Below are 16,370 nucleotides of genomic sequence, written 5' to 3'. Positions count from 1 at the left end.
GGCATTCATGAGTACTAATGAGCCACAACGACTGGACCTAGAGATCCAGCAGCATTCCTTGGCATCGCCAAGGGTGCTGTTGTGGGGTCAGCATCTAGTCACGGCCATACTGCTGGTGATTGCGATGCTGCGACAAGTCTCAACGCCAGAGCATCTTTGGGCGGCCGTCCTGGTCTCGGTACTTTTTGCTTGCTGGTACGCCATGGGGTTCATTCCATTAACCAACAACAAGATCATCAACAGGCCCGCTTGGTGGTTAGCAATCCTCCTGACCATTTGGATAGTCAGCCTGTTTGTCTCTGCAGAATTCATGTGGCTAGCTTTTAGCCTCTGGCTCCTGCTGGGACACCAGCTTCCATTTGTACCGTCCATACTGTGGTCCGTTGTGGTCTACGCATTCACATTGATCGCACCCTTTCTACACCACGGGGAACTCAGCGTTGCCGCGGCGGCGGGCCCACTGGTCGGTGGCCTTTTCGCTTGGGGCATCTCGCGTGGTTACTTACAGATGGAACGCGATGCGCAGGAGCGCACCTCATTGGTCAACTCCCTGATGCGTGCTCAAGAAGAGACATCAGCCTTACAAGAGGAGCTGGCCCGTTCGCAGCATGAAGCAGGCATAGCAGCCGAGCGTACTCGGCTGGCCCGAGAAATCCATGACACCATTGCTCAGCAGCTTTCCTCAATCGGGTTACATGCAAAAGCCGCAAGCGCTGCAAGCAACCTCGATGCTGCCAACGAGGCTTTGGAACGGATCGACCATCTCTCCGGGCAGTCCCTGACAGACCTCCGCAGAATCATCGCCGCGCTGGCTCCAGCAGAACTTGATTCCCAAGCGCTCGCCGGAGCCCTCTCCCGCATCCTTGATGACTTCGCAACAGATTCCGGGGTGAAGAGCAGAGTAGATATTGAGCCTGGTTTACCCCTGCTCGATCCAAGCCTGCAGATTGCCCTGCTTCGTACCGCGCAGTCAGCCCTGTCCAACGTTCGACGCCATGCACAGGCCACCACTGTGGTGCTCAGCTTGAGCTACAGTGACGACGAAGTACGCCTAGACATCGTCGATGATGGGCGCGGCTTCACCCCACCGACTGGCAAACTGCAACACAATACGCCCGTAGGTGGCTTCGGGCTCACCGCCATGAACCGTCGGCTTAATGAACTTGGCGGAGGATTGGACGTAGAGAGCGCCATTGGCGAGGGTACTGCCCTCTGCGCTCACCTTCCACTGCACTTTGCAAAGGACAACTCATGATCAAGATCCTGCTCGTTGATGACCACCCGATTGTTCGCACTGGCCTTCGCGCATTGTTTGATAATTATGCGGATATCCACGTTGTCGGCGAGGTCTCCACCGGCGAGCAAGCCGTGGGCTTCGTCAAAGACACGGCGGTTGATGTGGTGCTGTGCGACCTGCGTTTAGGCGCCGGCATGAATGGTGCACAAACTACCGCTGCCATCCGTAAACTTCCCAAGGCTCCGCAAGTATTGATCTTGACGACCTTTGATAAAGATTCAGAGATATTAGCTTGTATTGAAGCTGGGGCCTGCGGTTATCTGCTCAAAGACGTCAGCGCTCAGACCATCGTCGAGTCCCTTCGACAAGCCGCTGCCGGTCACATGGTGCTAGCCCCAGAAATGACGCTGCGTGTTGTTGAAGGGATGCGCCGACCCAAAGTGGAACTCACTGCTCGTGAACGCGACGTGCTTTTACAACTCGCTACCGGTGCGGGCAATAAACAGATCGCTAAAGCGCTCTTTGTTTCCGAAGCTACGGTCAAAACGCATTTGGTGCACATCTTCGACAAGCTCCAGGCAACCACACGAACCGACGCAATCAATAAGGCTAAGGACCACGGTCTGCTCTAGTTCGCCCCTGGGCCAGAACAACACGCCAATGCCCGTCTCAACCTTTCGGTTGATCTTTTATTCAGCTCATTCCACGATGGATCGAACGGCAAATTCTCGTTAACTGGAACTATGAAAGTTTCAGTTATATCTCGGGTTGCTCAGTCATTGACCAGCCGCCGCGGCGCCCGCATTTGGGTCGGCGCAATAATCGTTTGTATCGCAATTCTTTTTGGAGCGCTCAGCAGTCTTGAAGCTCCAGCCCGTTCTGACAGTTCCTTAGTAGACGGCTCAGACTCGGCCAAGGTTCAACAGATCTTGGATGAGAACACCACCTCCAACAACACCACCGCCCTATTGGTCGCCACGAAGGCTGATAGTTCTGCTCTCACTAATCAAGACAAGAGCGCCCTAGACAGCCAAAGCAAGGCACTGTCCGAGGGTGCAAAGGTTACCGGTGGTCGCTTCTTGTTCAGCGATGATGAGCAAGCAGCGATGCTCCCGCTTTCCTGGAGCACGGTGTCTACCGAGGCAGACAAACAAACACTGCAGGATATCCGTGATTGGATTCAACAAAATCCAGTTCAGGGTCTTGATCTGCGAGTCACTGGTTCCACCGCCTTCGCAGTAGATATCACCAATGCGTTCGCAGGGGCCGATTTCACCTTGCTGGCAGTCACCGTAAGCATCGTTGCTGTGCTGCTCATCCTCACCTACCGTTCGCCTGTGCTGTGGTTGCTTCCGCTAGCCGTTGTAGGCATAGCCGACCGTAGCGCCTCGCTGGTAGCTAATCTGTTGGGCAACCTCTGGGGCTTAAGCTTCGACTCGGGCGTGCTCAGTGTCCTAGTCTTCGGTGCAGGTACCAACTACGCTCTGTTGTTGATCTCGCGCTACCGCGACGAACTGCACAAGACCGACGACCATCGCCAGGCACTGAGCAAGGCATGGACTTCCAGCCTCGTAGCCATCCTGACTTCAAACCTCACCGTCGTCCTTGCGCTATTGACCCTCGGCCTAGCCGTCATGGACGACACTCGTGGACTAGGTATTGTCTGCGCGGCCGGACTATTGATCGCTGCACTCTTTGTTCTATTACTTCTGCCTCCCGTACTTGCAATGAGCGGACGCAAAGCCTTCTGGCCATTGATCCCTCGCCCCGGAACAGAAATCAAAAAAGAGAATTTCTTCGGACGTGCAGCACGAGTAGTAATGCTTCGTCCCGGACTGAACCTGACTGCCTTGGTAGTTCTCTTGCTGGTACTTGCTAGCGCGCTGGCCGGAACTCGAATCGGTTTGTCGCAGACGGAACAATTCCGTACGCCAACACAGTCGGCTACTGCGATGGAACAACTCTCGGCTCATTTCCCGGCCGGCGAAGCCCAACCAATTACGGTCCTTGCTCATGCAGATCAAGTTGATGCGCTGAACAGTCAGTTCGCTGGAGTAGAGAACGTGAAGCGTGTGGGCGCTGCAACGCAGGTAGGAACCTCGGACTGGCAGCAGATTTCCGTCATTCCCGAAGTTGATCCAAACTCAGCTGCGGCGAATGAGCTAGTGACCGAGCTTCGCACGCTTACCGCAGATCAAGAGCAAGTACTCATTGGCGGACAAACCGCTGCGCAATTGGACTCACATCAAATGCACTTGCGTGATTTGTATGTGATTGCCCCATTGATCATGATCATCTGTTTGGTCATGCTCGGATGGCTCACTCGGTCATGGCGTACAGCCTTAGCACTAGGGTTGGTAAACCTGCTCAGTGCCGCCGCTGCCGTTGGGTTAGGCTCACTGGTTTCCTCACTCGTCTTTGACGCCAAGGCCCTGGACGTTCAGGTTCCACTCCTCGCCTTCGTCTTCTTGGTGGCGTTGGGTGTGGACTACACGATCTTCTTCACTCATCGGGTCCAACAAGACGCTCAAGACCTTGAACTCCGCAAAGCAGTAGTGCAGGCAGCAAGCCGCACCGGGTCAGTGATCACCAGCGCAGGCTTGGTTCTGGCGGGAGTCTTCGCAGCGTTGGCTACCTTGCCGCTCACCGTGCTGGGTCAGCTGGGCTTGATTGTCGGACTTGGCGTCTTACTCGACACCTTTGTTGTCCGAACGCTATTGCTCCCAGCGCTCTTCTCCGTATTGGGTTCAGCCAAGCGACCAATATTCGGCAAATCATCGTCCTCTGCAGAAGCTACTGCATATTCATCAGCTCTCAAAGAAAGTGAAATCAATGCGTAAGCTCGTCAACTTCTCCTTCATCTACATGATCCTCGGCGTCGCTTCAGGATTGTTCTACCGCGAATTCACCAAAATCAATCACTTCCCCGAAGGCCAGGCAACCCAGCTCTCGGTAGTGCACACACACTTGCTGATGCTCGGCTTCATGATGCTCCTGTTGGTCCTACTTTTGGAAAAGGCGTTCACGCTGAGCAAGCACCGCAAGATGTTTGCATGGTTCATGGGTACCTACAACGTCGGTGTTGTTCTGACCGCCGGCATGCAGCTAACCCACGGCATCATGACCGTGCTAGGAATTGAATCATCTGCCATGATCTCTGGCATCGCGGGTCTAGGCCACATGTCAATCACTGCGGGCATGATCCTGCTGTTCATCATGCTTCGCCGTAACGTGACCGAAGACAAAACCATCGAAAAGGCTGCGGTTGCGAGCTAGACGGTAACCAAGGAAAAGCGACTATTGAAACAGCTCAGGCACTTAGTGCCTGAGCTGTTGTCTTTCCTGAGACGTTTTCTTCCCATACTGGGGTGTGTCCCTGCTATAAATTGAGGCAACAGCGTTCTCCGGAGGGGCAAAATTGAACAACGCATTATTCTCGATTGTAGATACAGAGACCACAGGGCTCTTTCCCGGAGGCAACGATCGCATCGCCGAAATTGCGATTGTCACCATGACTCGGTCGGTCGGGAGAGATCGTTGAACGATGGGAAACGCTGATAAATCCCCAGCGCGACCTTGGCAAACAATCAATTCATGGAATCCAGAGTCGCGACATACTGGCCGCTCCGACCTTCCAACAAGTCGCGGAAGAACTCCATTGGAGGCTCTCCGGTACGGTTCTAGTCGCTCAGAACCTTTCGTTTGACGCTCGATTCCTTGAAACGGAATTCCGAAATACTTCCGTACCTGTTCCAGTTGATTTTCTAGACCAGGGTATTTGCACCATGCGAATGTCGCATCGATATTTGCAGGGCGCTGGCCGGTCTCTGCAGGACTGTTGCGACTCATTTGGCATCGAACTGCAAAACTCCCACAGCGCTGCAGGTGACGCCGCAGCTACCGCGGTGCTACTGGCTCGTTACATGGAACTAGATCCTGACGAACGCGAATGGGACACCAAACTACAATTTGCATCGGCCGCTGCCTGGTTTTCTTCAGAACCCCAAAATCGAATCGTTCCCGTGATTCGCCAATCGACTTCCAAGAAACCCACAGAGCATTTTCTCGAAAAGCTGGCGGGTGAACTTCCCGAGTTTCTCGGGACTGGATCAGACGAAAACTATCTAGCGCTACTAGATCTGGCACTCATGGATCGATACCTCTCAGCTCACGAAGAATCGCAATTGATTCAAGCTGCTCAGGAAATCGGATTAGACAAAGATCGTGCTCTGGCACTGCACAAAATCTATTTTCAGCAGCTCGTTGATACCGCTTGTTCAGACGGAATTCTCACCGATGAGAAAATCAAGGATCTCGAAAAGGTCATCACTTTGCTTGGACTGCCGCAGACACTGATCGATTCGGTTCGAGATCGGCCAGCTGAGTTCGAATCCAACAAGCGTCCTCCGCTTGGACACCAGAGCGCAGGAATCGCACCCGGATCCTTGGTCGTCTTAACTGGAGACATGAGTCAACCGCGCTCGGATATCGAGGCAAAGCTTAGTTCCGCTGGATACACGCCACACAGAGCGATAACGAAAAAGGTAGCGTTATTGGTTGCCGCTGACCCTGACTCGCTTTCGGGTAAGGCCAAAAAGGCCCGGGACTACGGAATACCAGTAGTCGGCGAGGACTATCTATGGAAGACGCTGCTGTAACTCATGAACGTAGGCAAATACACCAATGGCGGTGACTGCTAGCAATTTCTTGCTAGCGGCCACCGCCATTGAGCACCAGAGTCTGGGGTAAAGCTTACAGACTCTCAGCTAATTTTTTTGCGCGGGAGATTTCCAAGAGCTCTTCACGCTCTACAACCTTCACGCGGTCACGGGTGATGTCACCGAAGCGAGTGGAGACGGTGCCTGCGGACGCGCCCAGGTCCTTCTCGTGCTCATCCAAGGTCTTCCAGCCGTCCCAATCCGAGTAAGCAACTTCGCGGCTTTCAAGCAGCTCAGAAATCGACTCTGTCGACTCTGGCTGAGCCAGGTTGCCCAAATCTTCAAGCAGGTGGGTGATGGTCTCAAGAGCGTCGCCCTTAGTGTGACCGATCAGGCCGATAGGTCCACGCTTGATCCAACCGGTAGCGTACAGGCCAGTTACATGGGTACCTGCTGCGTCAAGAACGCGGCCTTCCACGTTTGGAAGAACACCCTTGGCGCCGTCGTATTCGATTTCTTCAACTGCGGAGCCGAAGTAACCAACTGCACGGTAGATAGCCTGCAGTGGGTAGTCAACAAACTCGCCGGTGCCGCGGGCGCCGCCGTTTCCATCAAGTTCGTTGCGCTCTACCTTCAGACCGGTAACCTTGCCGTCTTCGCCGAGAACCTCAACTGGGGACTGCAAGAAGTGCAGGTGCAGGCGACGTGAAGCGCTTGGTTCCTCTTCACGTTCCTCCTGCTCAATGAGCCAGTTGGTCAAGGTGGAGACCATGGTCTTGGTCTGGTTGTTGCTCTTCATAGCTTCATCCGAAGCCTTGTCGAACTCAAAGTCCTCTGGGTAAAGGACGATGTCTACATCCTTGGAGTGCGAAAGTTCGCGCAATTCCAGTGGGGTGAACTTCACCTGAGCTGGACCACGACGGCCAAAGACGTGCACGTCGGTCACGGCGGAGTCATTGAGCTGCTCGTAGATGTGCTCAGGAATCTCCGTTTCCAACAGCTGGTCAGCGTGCTTGGAGAGGATACGTGCCACGTCCAAGGCAACGTTGCCGTTACCGATAACAGCAACTTCCTTGGCCGAAAGATCCCAGTTCTTATCAGCATCTGGGTGTGCGTCGTACCAAGAAACGAAGTCTGCACCGCCGAAGGATCCTTCGAAGTCGATGCCTGGGATATTCAGGTCCGCATCCTTCTGGGCGCCGGTGGAGATGATCACGGCGTCGTAGCGTGCTCGTAGATCTTCTAGGCTGATGTCGCGGCCAAGGCCAACGTTGCCGTAGAAATCGATCCAGTCATTATTAAGCACCTTGTGCAAAGCGTTGATAATGCCCTTGATGCGCGGGTGATCCGGGGACACACCGTAGCGGATCAGACCGAAAGGAGTAGGCAACTCATCGAAGAGGTCTACATGTAGCTTCAGTTCACCCGAGGCGACTGGCTGGCTCTTGTTCAGCAGGTCCGCGGCGTAGATGCCAGCAGGACCGGCGCCAACAATGGCTACACGCAGTGCGCGGGAGTTTAGGTGCTCTGGGACGATAATTTCACTCATCAAACAACTTCTCTTTCTTAGTCAACGAATGAGGCCGGCTCGGTGGCATCGGCGTTTTCTAGCGGCAGGAGGTCTACCAGTTGGTCGGAGGCTTCCGGGGCTAGCCGAACGACATCACCAATAACGATGACGGCCGGATTCGCCACTGCGGCCTTGCGGGCGCGCACTACAATCTCTTCTAGCGTACCGATAGTTGTGCGTTGCGTCTGTGAGTAACCTCGCTCAACTATCGCAATCGGCGTACTTGACGGCAAACCTCGGGTAAGCAATGTCTCAACAATTAGTGGCAAATTAGATACGCCCATCAGCACCGCCAGGGTGTGATCAGAGCGAACCGGAACATCTGCAAGTTCAGTGTGACCACTAACTACGGTGAATCCAGTGGCGATCCCCCGGTGAGTGACAGGAATTCCTGCAGCACCCGGCACCGAAATCGCGCTGGTGACACCAGGAATCACGCGAGTGGAAATTCCGTATTTGGCTGCGTAAAGCACTTCTTCGCCGCCACGGCCCAAAACAAATGGGTCCCCGCCCTTGAGGCGAACAACGTGCTTGCCTTCCAGCGCGTATTTGACCAGCAGTTCGTTGGTCTCGTCTTGGGTCTTCACGTGACAGCCCGGGCCCTTGCCCACATCGATGACGGCAACATCATCTGAGAGGTCTGCCAACAATGCGGTGGGACCCAAACGGTCTGCCAGAACAACATCTGCGGAAAGCAAAGCCTTGTATCCGGCTACGGTGATCAGCTCTGGATCTCCCGGGCCGCCACCAATAAGGGTGATATGTCCTTTAGCCATTGCTCTCCCCCGTACGGCTCATGCCACGGTCACGCAATAGTTTGCGTTCAATAGGAGCGAAGACGGCCAATTCAATGAGTACACCAACCAACAGGATGGTGAGAATCACCAGCATAACCAGCGAAAGATCTGCCAAGTCGCGTCCTCGTTGAAGCAATGAGCCAACGCCCAGGGCCAACGAACCACCAACGGCAATGAGTTCTGCAGCCATCAATGAACGCCAAGCAAATGCCCAGCCCTGACGTAGACCAGCTACGTACCCAGGCATAGCTGCTGGTAACTCAATGTGCAGCATGTGCTCCCACTTGGAAGCACCGAGCACCTTGGACAGCGACTTGTACTGCGAAGGAATCATGTCAATGCCCGAAAGCAAGCCATTGATAATCGATGGAATCGCACCCAGCAACAGCACCGTGTAAATGGTCGCGTCGCTGAGACCAAAAAGAATAATGGCTGCTGGCACCCACGCGATAGACGGCAAAACCTGCATAGCCGAAACCAACGGGCCCACGCCCTTGCGCAGCAATGGCTGGTGCGCAAGGAGCAAAGCTAACGGTGTTGAGATCACCACGGCAATCACAAATCCGCTCACTGCGCGGAAGAGTGAATTGCCCACAGCCGATACAAGCGAACCGTCGGCAAGCAGCTGCGGAAGCTTTTGCGCCACAGATATTGGACCTGGGAACAAGTCTTCACGCAGCGGGCTAACCCACGAAACGATCTGCCACAGGCTCACCAGTACTACCACGGTAAGCAACGGAGCAACCAGTGCATCGAGCCGGCCACTAGGGCGCAGCTTGAGGGCAAGCACGGGCTTCAACTTAGTTCGAGATTCGGTCATTGAGCTCATGTTTCCGTTGCTCCTTCCTTAGGATCGTGGTCAGTTCATCGGCCAGGGCCGCTGCTTGGGTCGGGTTATTGCGTAGCTCATCGGTGATGCGCCGGGTTTCCAGGATGCGTCCCGGGTGGGAGGAGAGCACCAGAATTCGACCGGAGAGTCGAATCGCTTCGCGTACATTGTGAGTCACGAAGATGATGGTCTTGCCCGTCTGTTCCCACAACGAGCGCAGTTGTTCGTGCAACATGTCACGGGTTATCGCGTCAAGAGCCGCAAATGGCTCATCCATCAAGAGAACCTGTCGGTCCTGAGCCAAGGCTCGGGCTAGGGCCACTCGCTGACGCATACCGCCTGACAGCTCATGCGGTTTTTTGTTGCTGGCATGTCCTAGCTGGACCAGCTTGAGCAGTTCTTCAACTCGCGCTCCGCGTTTGTCCGCCGGATGTCCGGCAAGCTTTAACGCCAAATCGACATTTTCACTCGCGGTGAGCCATGGCAGCAGGTTCGCGTCCTGGAACATGAATGCTGCGCCATCTTTGGGAACTTCGAGCCAGCCCGAGGTTGGTGCAAGGAGACCAGCAATCATGTTCAGCAACGAGGACTTGCCACAGCCCGAGGCACCGAGGACGGCAATAAATTCGCCGTCTTCAATTTCTGTGCTGAGCCGGTCGATAACCAGCCCGGTACCCGGGTAGCTCAGGGAAACTTCATTTAGCAGAACTCCCATTACCGCTCCTGTTTGTCGAGAAAACGAGTGTCAACCAGTCCGTCAGCGTCTCCGCCGGTTCCAACGCCTACGGCCAGAGCGTGGTCAACCAGCTCTTGGTAAGTTTCCGGAAGCGGATCAGAACTAAAGTTGACTTCCTTCAGTGCAGCGGCAATAACCGCTTCATCAAAGGTGCTGCCGTTGGCCTTGGCCAACGCTTCTTGCACTGCCTTCAACTTTTCTTTGTCGTCAGCGGTGTTCAGCCAATCAATTGCTTCAGTATTGGCATCCACCAATTTCTGAACAGTTTCCGGGTGGCTTGCCATGAAATCTTTTGAAACCACAAGAACGGTGGTTGGGAACTTACCCTCAGGCCACAGATCAGCTTCATTCACCAATCGGTGACCGCCGTTCTTTTCAACAAGCAATGAGGCATAAGGTTCTGGAACCCATGCGCCGTCAATCTCACCGCGGCCAAAGAGCTGAGCGACTGTGCCATTCGAGCTTGGTGTCACGGTGGCATCCTGGCTCAGTTTTAGGCCTTTGACGTAATTGCGTAGGGCCACGTCCTGGGTTCCGCCGAACTGTGGGCTTGCCAGGTTAGTCCCCGCCAATTGCTCTGGATTGGTGATCTTGTCGTTGACAACTAAACTTGCGCCACCGTAAGCGACACCGGAGATCACATTCAGCGACTCACCATGGCTGGACAGGTAACTGTTCAGCGCTGGGTTTGGCCCCAAATATGCGGCGTCAATAGCCCCGGAATTCAAGGCTTCCACTGCAGCCGGTCCGGCGTTGAAGATCTGGCTTTCAATCTTCGTGCCGTCCGAGTCCAGCTGGTCTTTGAGAATTCCCTTGGACTGTGAAATGAGCGCTGGCGCGTGGGTGAGGTTAGCGAAGTAACCAATCTTCAGTTCTTCGGCCGGGCCTTTATCAGCGGCGTTGGCCTGAATCTCATTTGGCCCTGGCAGGAAGGTGGTCACAACAGCTGCGGCTGCCAAGACCCCCACAGCGGCTAGGCCTAGGAACCGGCTACGGTACCCGGTCTTGCCGCTGTGTGCGGTCAAACGTACGCGGTCTTTGTTTTCTGCGGGCTCTGGCAGATCAGGCTGCTTCATTGTTTTCCTCGATGATCCCCGCAGCCAGGGTGCGCCCGGAGGTAGGATCAATCAACAGGAAACTACCGCCAGTACGCGAAGTTGCATACTGCTCGATGGCCAATGCTGCCTGGCTACGCAGGGTGATGCGACCCAGGTCATTGAGCTCCAAGCTATCGGCAGGATGCTGCGAGTAGTCGGCCACGTTGATGACATAGTCAACGGTGGAAAGCTTCGCTGCAGCTACCTTGGTACCGTGCTTGATCAGCAGGCGTTGGCCGTTGGTTAGCTTCACCGGATCCAAGACGCAGATATTCGCTTGGAATTCGCGCTGTGGGGTTGGCAGCTCACCGGCCACGATCGTGTCGCCTCGAGCAATGTCCAGGTTGGAATCAAGTTCAACAACAATTGCGTCGCCGGCCTGAGCCTGCGTGGATTCGCCTGCTGGGGTACTGATCCCCTTCACCCGGCTGGTGACAGGATGACCATTGGAGAGCACCTGTACGGTGTCCCCCACATTCAGGACGCCATCTACCAAGGTGCCCGCGTAGCCACGGTAATCGCGGTACTGTTCTGGATCTAGCCCTGGAGCAAGTGCACCCTGCGGACGGATCACGTACTGTACGTCCAGTCGTGCAACGCCGCCGTTAAGCTTTGGTTCGATGTCTTCCAGCAGACCGAGCAGGGTTGGTCCGGTGTACCAGCTAGCTGCCTGCGAAGGCTCAACGACGTTATCGCCCTGTAGTGCAGAGACTGGAATAACGGTGGTGGATTGGACGCCCAACTCAGCTGCGAGGGATAGTACTTCAGCTTCAATGTCGCCGAAGCCCTTTTCATCCCAACCGATTAGGTCCATCTTGTTCACGGCCACTACCAGGCGTGGCACACGCAGCAAGGCGAGCACACCGAGGTGGCGACGGGTCTGTTCCAATACGCCATTACGTGCGTCAACCAAAACGATCGCCGCATCAGCGGTGGACGCACCGGTGACGGTGTTACGGGTGTACTGAACGTGGCCCGGGCAGTCGGCCAGGATGAACGAACGCCTGTCGGTGGAGAAGTAGCGGTAGGCAACATCAATGGTGATGCCCTGCTCGCGTTCTGCACGCAAACCGTCGGTGACCAAAGCTAGATCCAGGGTTCCGTCGGCACCGCCAAAGCCGCGTTCGGCGCTGGTACGTGCGATGTCATCCAGCGAGTCAGCAAGAATTGCCTTGGCGTCGTGAAGCAGGCGGCCAACCAAAGTTGATTTGCCGTCGTCCACCGAACCAGCGGTGGCGATGCGCAATAGTGTGGTCGTCATTTTAGAAGTACCCTTCGGTCTTGCGGTCTTCCATACCCGCGGCGGAAATGCGATCATCGGCACGGGTAGCGCCGCGTTCAGTCACGGTGGCGATGGCCAATTCGTCCAGCACCTTGCCAACGGTGTCAGCTGCGGAGAGCACCGCACCGGTGCAGCTAGCGTCACCAACGGTGCGGTAACGAACCTGCTTGAGGATCACTGGCTCGTCCTCGTTGGGCTGACTGACCGGGGTCAGCGCACGCCACATGCCATCGCGTTCAAAAACTTCGCGGGTGTGGGCAAAGTAGATCGGAGGCAGTTCAATATTTTCGCGCTCGATGTAGGCCCAGATGTCGCGTTCGGTCCAATTGGAGATCGGGAACGCGCGTACGTGCCAGTCCGGCTCGTGACGTCCGTTGTAGAGGCTCCAGATTTCTGGGCGCTGATTACGTGGATCCCACACACCAAATTCATCGCGCAGCGAGAGGATGCGTTCCTTGGCGCGGGCCTTGTCTTCGTCACGGCGTGCGCCGCCGAAGACAACGTCAAAGCCGTTGTTTTCAATGGTGTCCAGCAGAACACGAGTCTGCAGGCGGTTACGGGTACCGTCTGGCAGTTCGGTGAGCTCACCGCGGTCGATGTATTCCTGAACGGAACCAACCACGAGGTTCAGTCCGTACTTTTCCACGACGGAGTCACGGAAGCTCAGGACCTCGTCAAAGTTGTGGCCGGTGTCGATGTGTACCACTGGGATTGGCACGCGCAGTGGTGCCACGGCCTTAGCCAACAGGTGCAGGACTACAACGGAGTCCTTGCCGCCGGAGAAGAGCAGACCTGGCTTCTCAAATTCGGCAAGTACTTCGCGGATGATGTGAATGGATTCGGCTTCCAGAGCGTCCAAGACGCTGCGCTGGGTGCCTGTCGGGGCGTTAGCGATAATAGTCATGGCCTTTTCCTTAGATGTGGATGCCGCACTCGGTCTTGTTTAGTCCTGCCCAACGGCCGGCGCGAGGGTCTTCGCCCTCAGCAACTGGCTTGGTGCAGGGTTCACAACCGATGGATGGGTAGCCATTAGAGAGCAAGAGGTTCACTGGCACCTGCTTTTCGGTGGCGTAGTCAATGAGCTCGTCAAAGGTCCACGGTGCCAGCGGGTTGAACTTGATCAGGCCGTGCTTTTCATCAAAAGTGATCAGCTCAGTGTTGGTTCGAGTTGGCGCTTCGTCACGACGTACGCCGGTAAACCATGCACTGTAGCCAGCCAGCGACTTGGCCAGCGGATCAACCTTGCGCATCTGGCAGCAGGCCGCAGGATTGCTAGCAAAGAGATCCTTGCCGTACTTTTCATCCTGTTCAGCAACGCTGAGTTCTGGAAAAACGTCTACGACGTTGACGTCCAAAGAGCGGGCAACTTCATCTCGGGTGCTGCGGGTTTCCACAAAGTGGTATCCGGTATCGAGGAAGAGCACATCTACCTTAGGTAGTTGTTCGGCCACTAGGTGTGGAAGAACCGCATCGGCCATCGAGCAGGCGACAGCAACTTCATTAACATCTAGGTGCTTAGCGGCAAAGGCGATAACCTCGGCCGCGGTGGCGTCCCATCCCAGTTCTTCGGCGCCGAGCTTTGCGATTTCGCGCAGTTCGGCTTCGGTACGGGCGCGGGTTGGAGTCTGTTCGCTCATTTCAGTTCATCCTCTTCTGCTCGGTGTGCCCACGAGGCGAATGATTCACCTTCGGTGGCGGTTTCCGAGTAGTTCTTCACAACACGTTCAACGTATTCGGGCAATTCATCGGCGGCGACCTTCAGGCCTCGCACGGTACGGCCCAAGGCGGCCTCGCCATTTTCGTAACCGGCAAGGGTACCGCCTAGGTGTACCTGGAATCCGGAAACCTGTTCGCCCTGGTCATTGGTGATCAGCTGTCCCTTAAACCCAATGTCAGCGGTTTGGATACGGGCGCAAGAGTTCGGGCAACCATTAACATGCAGGCTCAGTGCACGTGGCAGCTTGCCCTCGTGGTCTTTAAGACGATCTTCGATCTTTGCTACGGCATCAATCGTTGTGTCCTTGGTGTCCACAATGGCCAGCTTGCAGAATTCAATGCCGGTGCAGGCGATAGCCGAACGCTTAAACAGGCTTGGATAGGCCTCAAGCTTCAGTTCGCGGGCAGCACCGACAAAGTCCTTCACATTGTCCTTAGGAATATCCAAGGCAATGATCTTCTGGTGTGGGGTGGTGCGCAGTCGGGTGGAGCCATGGGACTGCACCAGATCTGCCAAAGCGATCAGCGACGAGCCCGAAACGCGTCCGGCCGGAGCGGTCAGGCCGATGTAGAACTTGCCATCCTTCTGCTCGTGTACTCCGCTGTGGTCCCCTGCTTCTTCAGGCTGAACCGGCAACGGCCCATCAGGAAGTTCATATCCGAGGTATTCGTCCTGCAGCACCTGACGGAACTTTTCGGTGCCCCACTCGGCCAGCAAGAACTTCAGACGTGCACGGTTGCGTAGGCGACGGAAACCGTAGTCACGGAATATCGAAACAACGCCTTCCCAAACATCGGGAGCTTGCTCTTCGGTGACAAAGGCACCCAATCGTTCGCCTAGGCGTGGGTTTGCAGACAAGCCGCCGCCAACCCACAGGTCATAGCCCGCGCCCAATTCAGGGTGAACCGTAGCGATCAAACCGATGTCGTTGATTTCGTGCACAACGTCTTGGCTTGGGTGGCCGGTGATGGCGGTTTTGAATTTGCGAGGAAGGTTCGCGAACTCTGGGCGACCAATGTAGCGACGGGAAATCTCAGCGATCACCGGGCTTGGATCAATAAGTTCGTCCTTGCTGATGCCAGCTACAGGAGAACCGAGGATGACGCGCGGCACGTCGCCGCAGGCCTCGGTGGTGTGTAGGCCTACAGCTTCAAGTCGCTGCCAGATCTCTGGGACGTCAACAACGTCGATCCAGTGCAGCTGAATGTTCTGACGATCGGTCAGATCCGCAGTGTCGCGGGCGAAGTCGACGGAGATCTGGCCGATGACGCGCAACTGCTCAGTGGTTAGCGCGCCACCGTCGATGCGCACGCGCAGCATGAAGTAGCGATCTTCAAGTTCTTCAGGGGTCAGCGTTGCAGTCTTGCCACCGGGGATGCCCTGGGCACGCTGGGTGTAAAGGCCCCACCAGCGGAAGCGTCCGTGCAGGTCCTCAGGATCAATGGAGTCGAAGCCTTGCTTGGAGTAAACGTTCTCGATACGTTCACGCACATTCAGGCCGTTATCGGCGGCCTTCATCTCTTCGTTGGCGTTCAGCGGCGTGGTGCCGTCGATCTTCCATTGGCCGTTGGGCTTTGACGCCCGTTTTGGACGAGCGGGTGTGGTTGTCTGCGTCATGTATTCAAGCGTAGAAACCTACCCCATGGGGTCAGCAAACGCGTGCGGTCATATGACCGCTCAATGACTAAGAAGTTAGAACTTCGTCATTTGGCGTCACATAACCGGCCGTTCCTAACGTCTCTTTAAGACGCATAAGGAAACATTGAGCAATAGTTACGTCAGGTAACAGCGGTCTTGTCACAACGTCTGCACCCGTGCTAGCGAGTTTGTGCTGGAAGTACCCGTCGGCCAGCAATGAGCTAAGTACAACCACCGGTCGCTTCATTGCGTCGTCCACCACTTGAGCTATTTGTGGTTTGGCCCCGGCGCAATAACCGACCAGCACTTCACGATTCAGAATCTGCGCGATTTGGCTGGCAAGGTCTTGCGCCTGAATCTGACCTACTTCTAAACGGGTCCCGGCTGCGGCCAAGACGAGTACCGGATCATTGTCCAAATGTTGTCGTGCGCGACTGGCCAGCACCTGTGCCAATTGTGGCAAAGGCCCTAGTGGACCGGCTGCAACCGTGTTTTCACGGGATTGCACTGCCTGTGCAATATCTGAGGTTGTGTGTACTCCGTCCGAGACCAGCAGCGGCAAGATCACTGCTGGTTCGGAATCCGGCAAGGCGGCGACTACATCGTCCAGCGACGGTTGTTGCACGTCGACATATGCTTCATGCCAAGCGAGCTTAACCTGCAATTCTTCCTTGGCTAGCGCTTCAAGCTGATCTCGTAAATCGTGGATCAGTTGTTGGCCATTGGCGTTGTCGGTGCCATGAGATGTTGCAAGAACGTGAATCGTGCGCGGGGTTGATTGGCTCATTAGGTTGGTCCTCACCGGTGGA

At 55.6% G+C, this 16,370-nt stretch carries 16 protein-coding genes; 6 read left to right on the top strand and 10 right to left on the bottom strand.

The genetic code is table 11. From position 1 onward, the window contains the following. Nucleotides 1–7 precede the first annotated feature (7 nt). The 6 genes from N6V40_RS10595 (at nucleotide 8) to N6V40_RS10575 (ending at nucleotide 5,895) form a co-directional block, all read left to right on the top strand. Entirely contained in the window at nucleotides 8–1,255 is a 1,248-nt protein-coding gene (locus N6V40_RS10595) for a sensor histidine kinase (RefSeq protein WP_131088359.1), read from the top strand. Next, the gene (locus N6V40_RS10590) at nucleotides 1,252–1,869 is read left to right on the top strand and encodes a response regulator (RefSeq protein WP_262197591.1); all 618 of its coding nucleotides are present in this window, start codon (nucleotides 1,252–1,254) and stop codon (nucleotides 1,867–1,869) included. The genes N6V40_RS10595 and N6V40_RS10590 overlap by 4 nt, the downstream gene beginning before the upstream one ends. A gap of 111 nt (nucleotides 1,870–1,980) precedes the next feature. After that, nucleotides 1,981–4,077, top strand: coding sequence for an MMPL family transporter (locus tag N6V40_RS10585; protein ID WP_262197589.1), 2,097 nt, complete (start codon nucleotides 1,981–1,983; stop codon nucleotides 4,075–4,077). Next, a complete protein-coding gene (locus N6V40_RS10580) occupies nucleotides 4,070–4,513 on the top strand; it encodes a DUF2871 domain-containing protein (protein ID WP_262197588.1) in 444 nt (147 codons plus the stop codon). The genes N6V40_RS10585 and N6V40_RS10580 overlap by 8 nt, the downstream gene beginning before the upstream one ends. 142 nt (nucleotides 4,514–4,655) lie before the next feature. After that, on the top strand, nucleotides 4,656–4,778 hold the full coding sequence (locus N6V40_RS17690; RefSeq protein WP_396267710.1) for an exonuclease domain-containing protein: 123 nt from the start codon (nucleotides 4,656–4,658) through the stop codon (nucleotides 4,776–4,778). After that, the gene (locus N6V40_RS10575; RefSeq protein ID WP_315973807.1) at nucleotides 4,771–5,895 is read left to right on the top strand and encodes an exonuclease domain-containing protein; all 1,125 of its coding nucleotides are present in this window, start codon (nucleotides 4,771–4,773) and stop codon (nucleotides 5,893–5,895) included. Before N6V40_RS17690 ends, N6V40_RS10575 begins: the two co-directional genes overlap by 8 nt. A 94-nt stretch (nucleotides 5,896–5,989) precedes the next feature. Here the strand turns inward: N6V40_RS10575 and N6V40_RS10570 are convergent, their stop codons facing one another. The 10 genes from N6V40_RS10570 to N6V40_RS10525 all read right to left on the bottom strand — a co-directional run bounded on the left by N6V40_RS10570 (nucleotide 5,990) and on the right by N6V40_RS10525 (nucleotide 16,348). Further along, the gene (locus tag N6V40_RS10570; protein ID WP_262197587.1) at nucleotides 5,990–7,444 is read right to left on the bottom strand and encodes an FAD-dependent oxidoreductase; all 1,455 of its coding nucleotides are present in this window, start codon (nucleotides 7,442–7,444) and stop codon (nucleotides 5,990–5,992) included. A gap of 17 nt (nucleotides 7,445–7,461) precedes the next feature. Then, the gene (gene cobA, locus N6V40_RS10565; RefSeq protein ID WP_131088364.1) at nucleotides 7,462–8,241 is read right to left on the bottom strand and encodes a uroporphyrinogen-III C-methyltransferase; all 780 of its coding nucleotides are present in this window, start codon (nucleotides 8,239–8,241) and stop codon (nucleotides 7,462–7,464) included. Next, on the bottom strand, nucleotides 8,234–9,091 hold the full coding sequence (locus N6V40_RS10560; RefSeq protein WP_131088365.1) for an ABC transporter permease: 858 nt from the start codon (nucleotides 9,089–9,091) through the stop codon (nucleotides 8,234–8,236). The genes cobA and N6V40_RS10560 overlap by 8 nt, the downstream gene beginning before the upstream one ends. Further along, nucleotides 9,063–9,806 (bottom strand): ABC transporter ATP-binding protein, encoded by a 744-nt coding sequence (locus N6V40_RS10555; protein WP_131088366.1) that lies wholly within the window; start codon nucleotides 9,804–9,806, stop codon nucleotides 9,063–9,065. The genes N6V40_RS10560 and N6V40_RS10555 overlap by 29 nt, the downstream gene beginning before the upstream one ends. Beyond that, a complete protein-coding gene (locus N6V40_RS10550) occupies nucleotides 9,806–10,903 on the bottom strand; it encodes an ABC transporter substrate-binding protein (RefSeq protein WP_131088367.1) in 1,098 nt (365 codons plus the stop codon). The genes N6V40_RS10555 and N6V40_RS10550 overlap by 1 nt, the downstream gene beginning before the upstream one ends. Continuing rightward, complete coding sequence (locus N6V40_RS10545) at nucleotides 10,890–12,185, bottom strand: sulfate adenylyltransferase subunit CysN (protein WP_131088368.1); 1,296 nt, start codon at nucleotides 12,183–12,185, stop codon at nucleotides 10,890–10,892. Before N6V40_RS10545 ends, N6V40_RS10550 begins: the two co-directional genes overlap by 14 nt. 1 nt (nucleotide 12,186) lies before the next feature. Beyond that, nucleotides 12,187–13,110: a sulfate adenylyltransferase subunit CysD gene (cysD, locus tag N6V40_RS10540; protein WP_131088369.1), complete on the bottom strand. Its 924-nt coding sequence runs from the start codon at nucleotides 13,108–13,110 to the stop codon at nucleotides 12,187–12,189. Nucleotides 13,111–13,120: 10 nt separating this feature from the next. Next, a complete protein-coding gene (locus N6V40_RS10535) occupies nucleotides 13,121–13,843 on the bottom strand; it encodes a phosphoadenylyl-sulfate reductase (RefSeq protein WP_131088370.1) in 723 nt (240 codons plus the stop codon). Next, nucleotides 13,840–15,540, bottom strand: coding sequence for a nitrite/sulfite reductase (locus N6V40_RS10530; protein WP_131088371.1), 1,701 nt, complete (start codon nucleotides 15,538–15,540; stop codon nucleotides 13,840–13,842). Before N6V40_RS10530 ends, N6V40_RS10535 begins: the two co-directional genes overlap by 4 nt. Nucleotides 15,541–15,607: 67 nt before the next feature. Further along, on the bottom strand, nucleotides 15,608–16,348 hold the full coding sequence (locus N6V40_RS10525) for a sirohydrochlorin chelatase (protein WP_262197586.1): 741 nt from the start codon (nucleotides 16,346–16,348) through the stop codon (nucleotides 15,608–15,610). Between the last annotated feature and the right edge of the window lie 22 nt (nucleotides 16,349–16,370).

Source organism: Glutamicibacter sp. M10, from assembly GCF_025452055.1.
Classification (GTDB): domain Bacteria; phylum Actinomycetota; class Actinomycetes; order Actinomycetales; family Micrococcaceae; genus Glutamicibacter.
Note: the sequence above shows the minus strand (reverse complement) of the source record. Positions and strands in the feature narration are given on the sequence as shown.

What these genes read in the sequence shown, in the direction of transcription:
- N6V40_RS10595 (WP_131088359.1), top strand. Translation starts at nt 8, where the DNA reads ATGAGTACTAATGAGCCACAACGACTGGACCTAGAGATCCAGCAGCAT.
- N6V40_RS10590 (WP_262197591.1), top strand. Translation starts at nt 1,252, where the DNA reads ATGATCAAGATCCTGCTCGTTGATGACCACCCGATTGTTCGCACTGGC.
- N6V40_RS10585 (WP_262197589.1), top strand. Translation starts at nt 1,981, where the DNA reads ATGAAAGTTTCAGTTATATCTCGGGTTGCTCAGTCATTGACCAGCCGC.
- N6V40_RS10580 (WP_262197588.1), top strand. Translation starts at nt 4,070, where the DNA reads ATGCGTAAGCTCGTCAACTTCTCCTTCATCTACATGATCCTCGGCGTC.
- N6V40_RS10570 (WP_262197587.1), bottom strand. Translation starts at nt 7,444, where the DNA reads ATGAGTGAAATTATCGTCCCAGAGCACCTAAACTCCCGCGCACTGCGT.
- cobA (WP_131088364.1), bottom strand. Translation starts at nt 8,241, where the DNA reads ATGGCTAAAGGACATATCACCCTTATTGGTGGCGGCCCGGGAGATCCA.
- N6V40_RS10560 (WP_131088365.1), bottom strand. Translation starts at nt 9,091, where the DNA reads ATGAGCTCAATGACCGAATCTCGAACTAAGTTGAAGCCCGTGCTTGCC.
- N6V40_RS10555 (WP_131088366.1), bottom strand. Translation starts at nt 9,806, where the DNA reads ATGGGAGTTCTGCTAAATGAAGTTTCCCTGAGCTACCCGGGTACCGGG.
- N6V40_RS10550 (WP_131088367.1), bottom strand. Translation starts at nt 10,903, where the DNA reads ATGAAGCAGCCTGATCTGCCAGAGCCCGCAGAAAACAAAGACCGCGTA.
- N6V40_RS10545 (WP_131088368.1), bottom strand. Translation starts at nt 12,185, where the DNA reads ATGACGACCACACTATTGCGCATCGCCACCGCTGGTTCGGTGGACGAC.
- cysD (WP_131088369.1), bottom strand. Translation starts at nt 13,110, where the DNA reads ATGACTATTATCGCTAACGCCCCGACAGGCACCCAGCGCAGCGTCTTG.
- N6V40_RS10535 (WP_131088370.1), bottom strand. Translation starts at nt 13,843, where the DNA reads ATGAGCGAACAGACTCCAACCCGCGCCCGTACCGAAGCCGAACTGCGC.
- N6V40_RS10530 (WP_131088371.1), bottom strand. Translation starts at nt 15,540, where the DNA reads ATGACGCAGACAACCACACCCGCTCGTCCAAAACGGGCGTCAAAGCCC.
- N6V40_RS10525 (WP_262197586.1), bottom strand. Translation starts at nt 16,348, where the DNA reads ATGAGCCAATCAACCCCGCGCACGATTCACGTTCTTGCAACATCTCAT.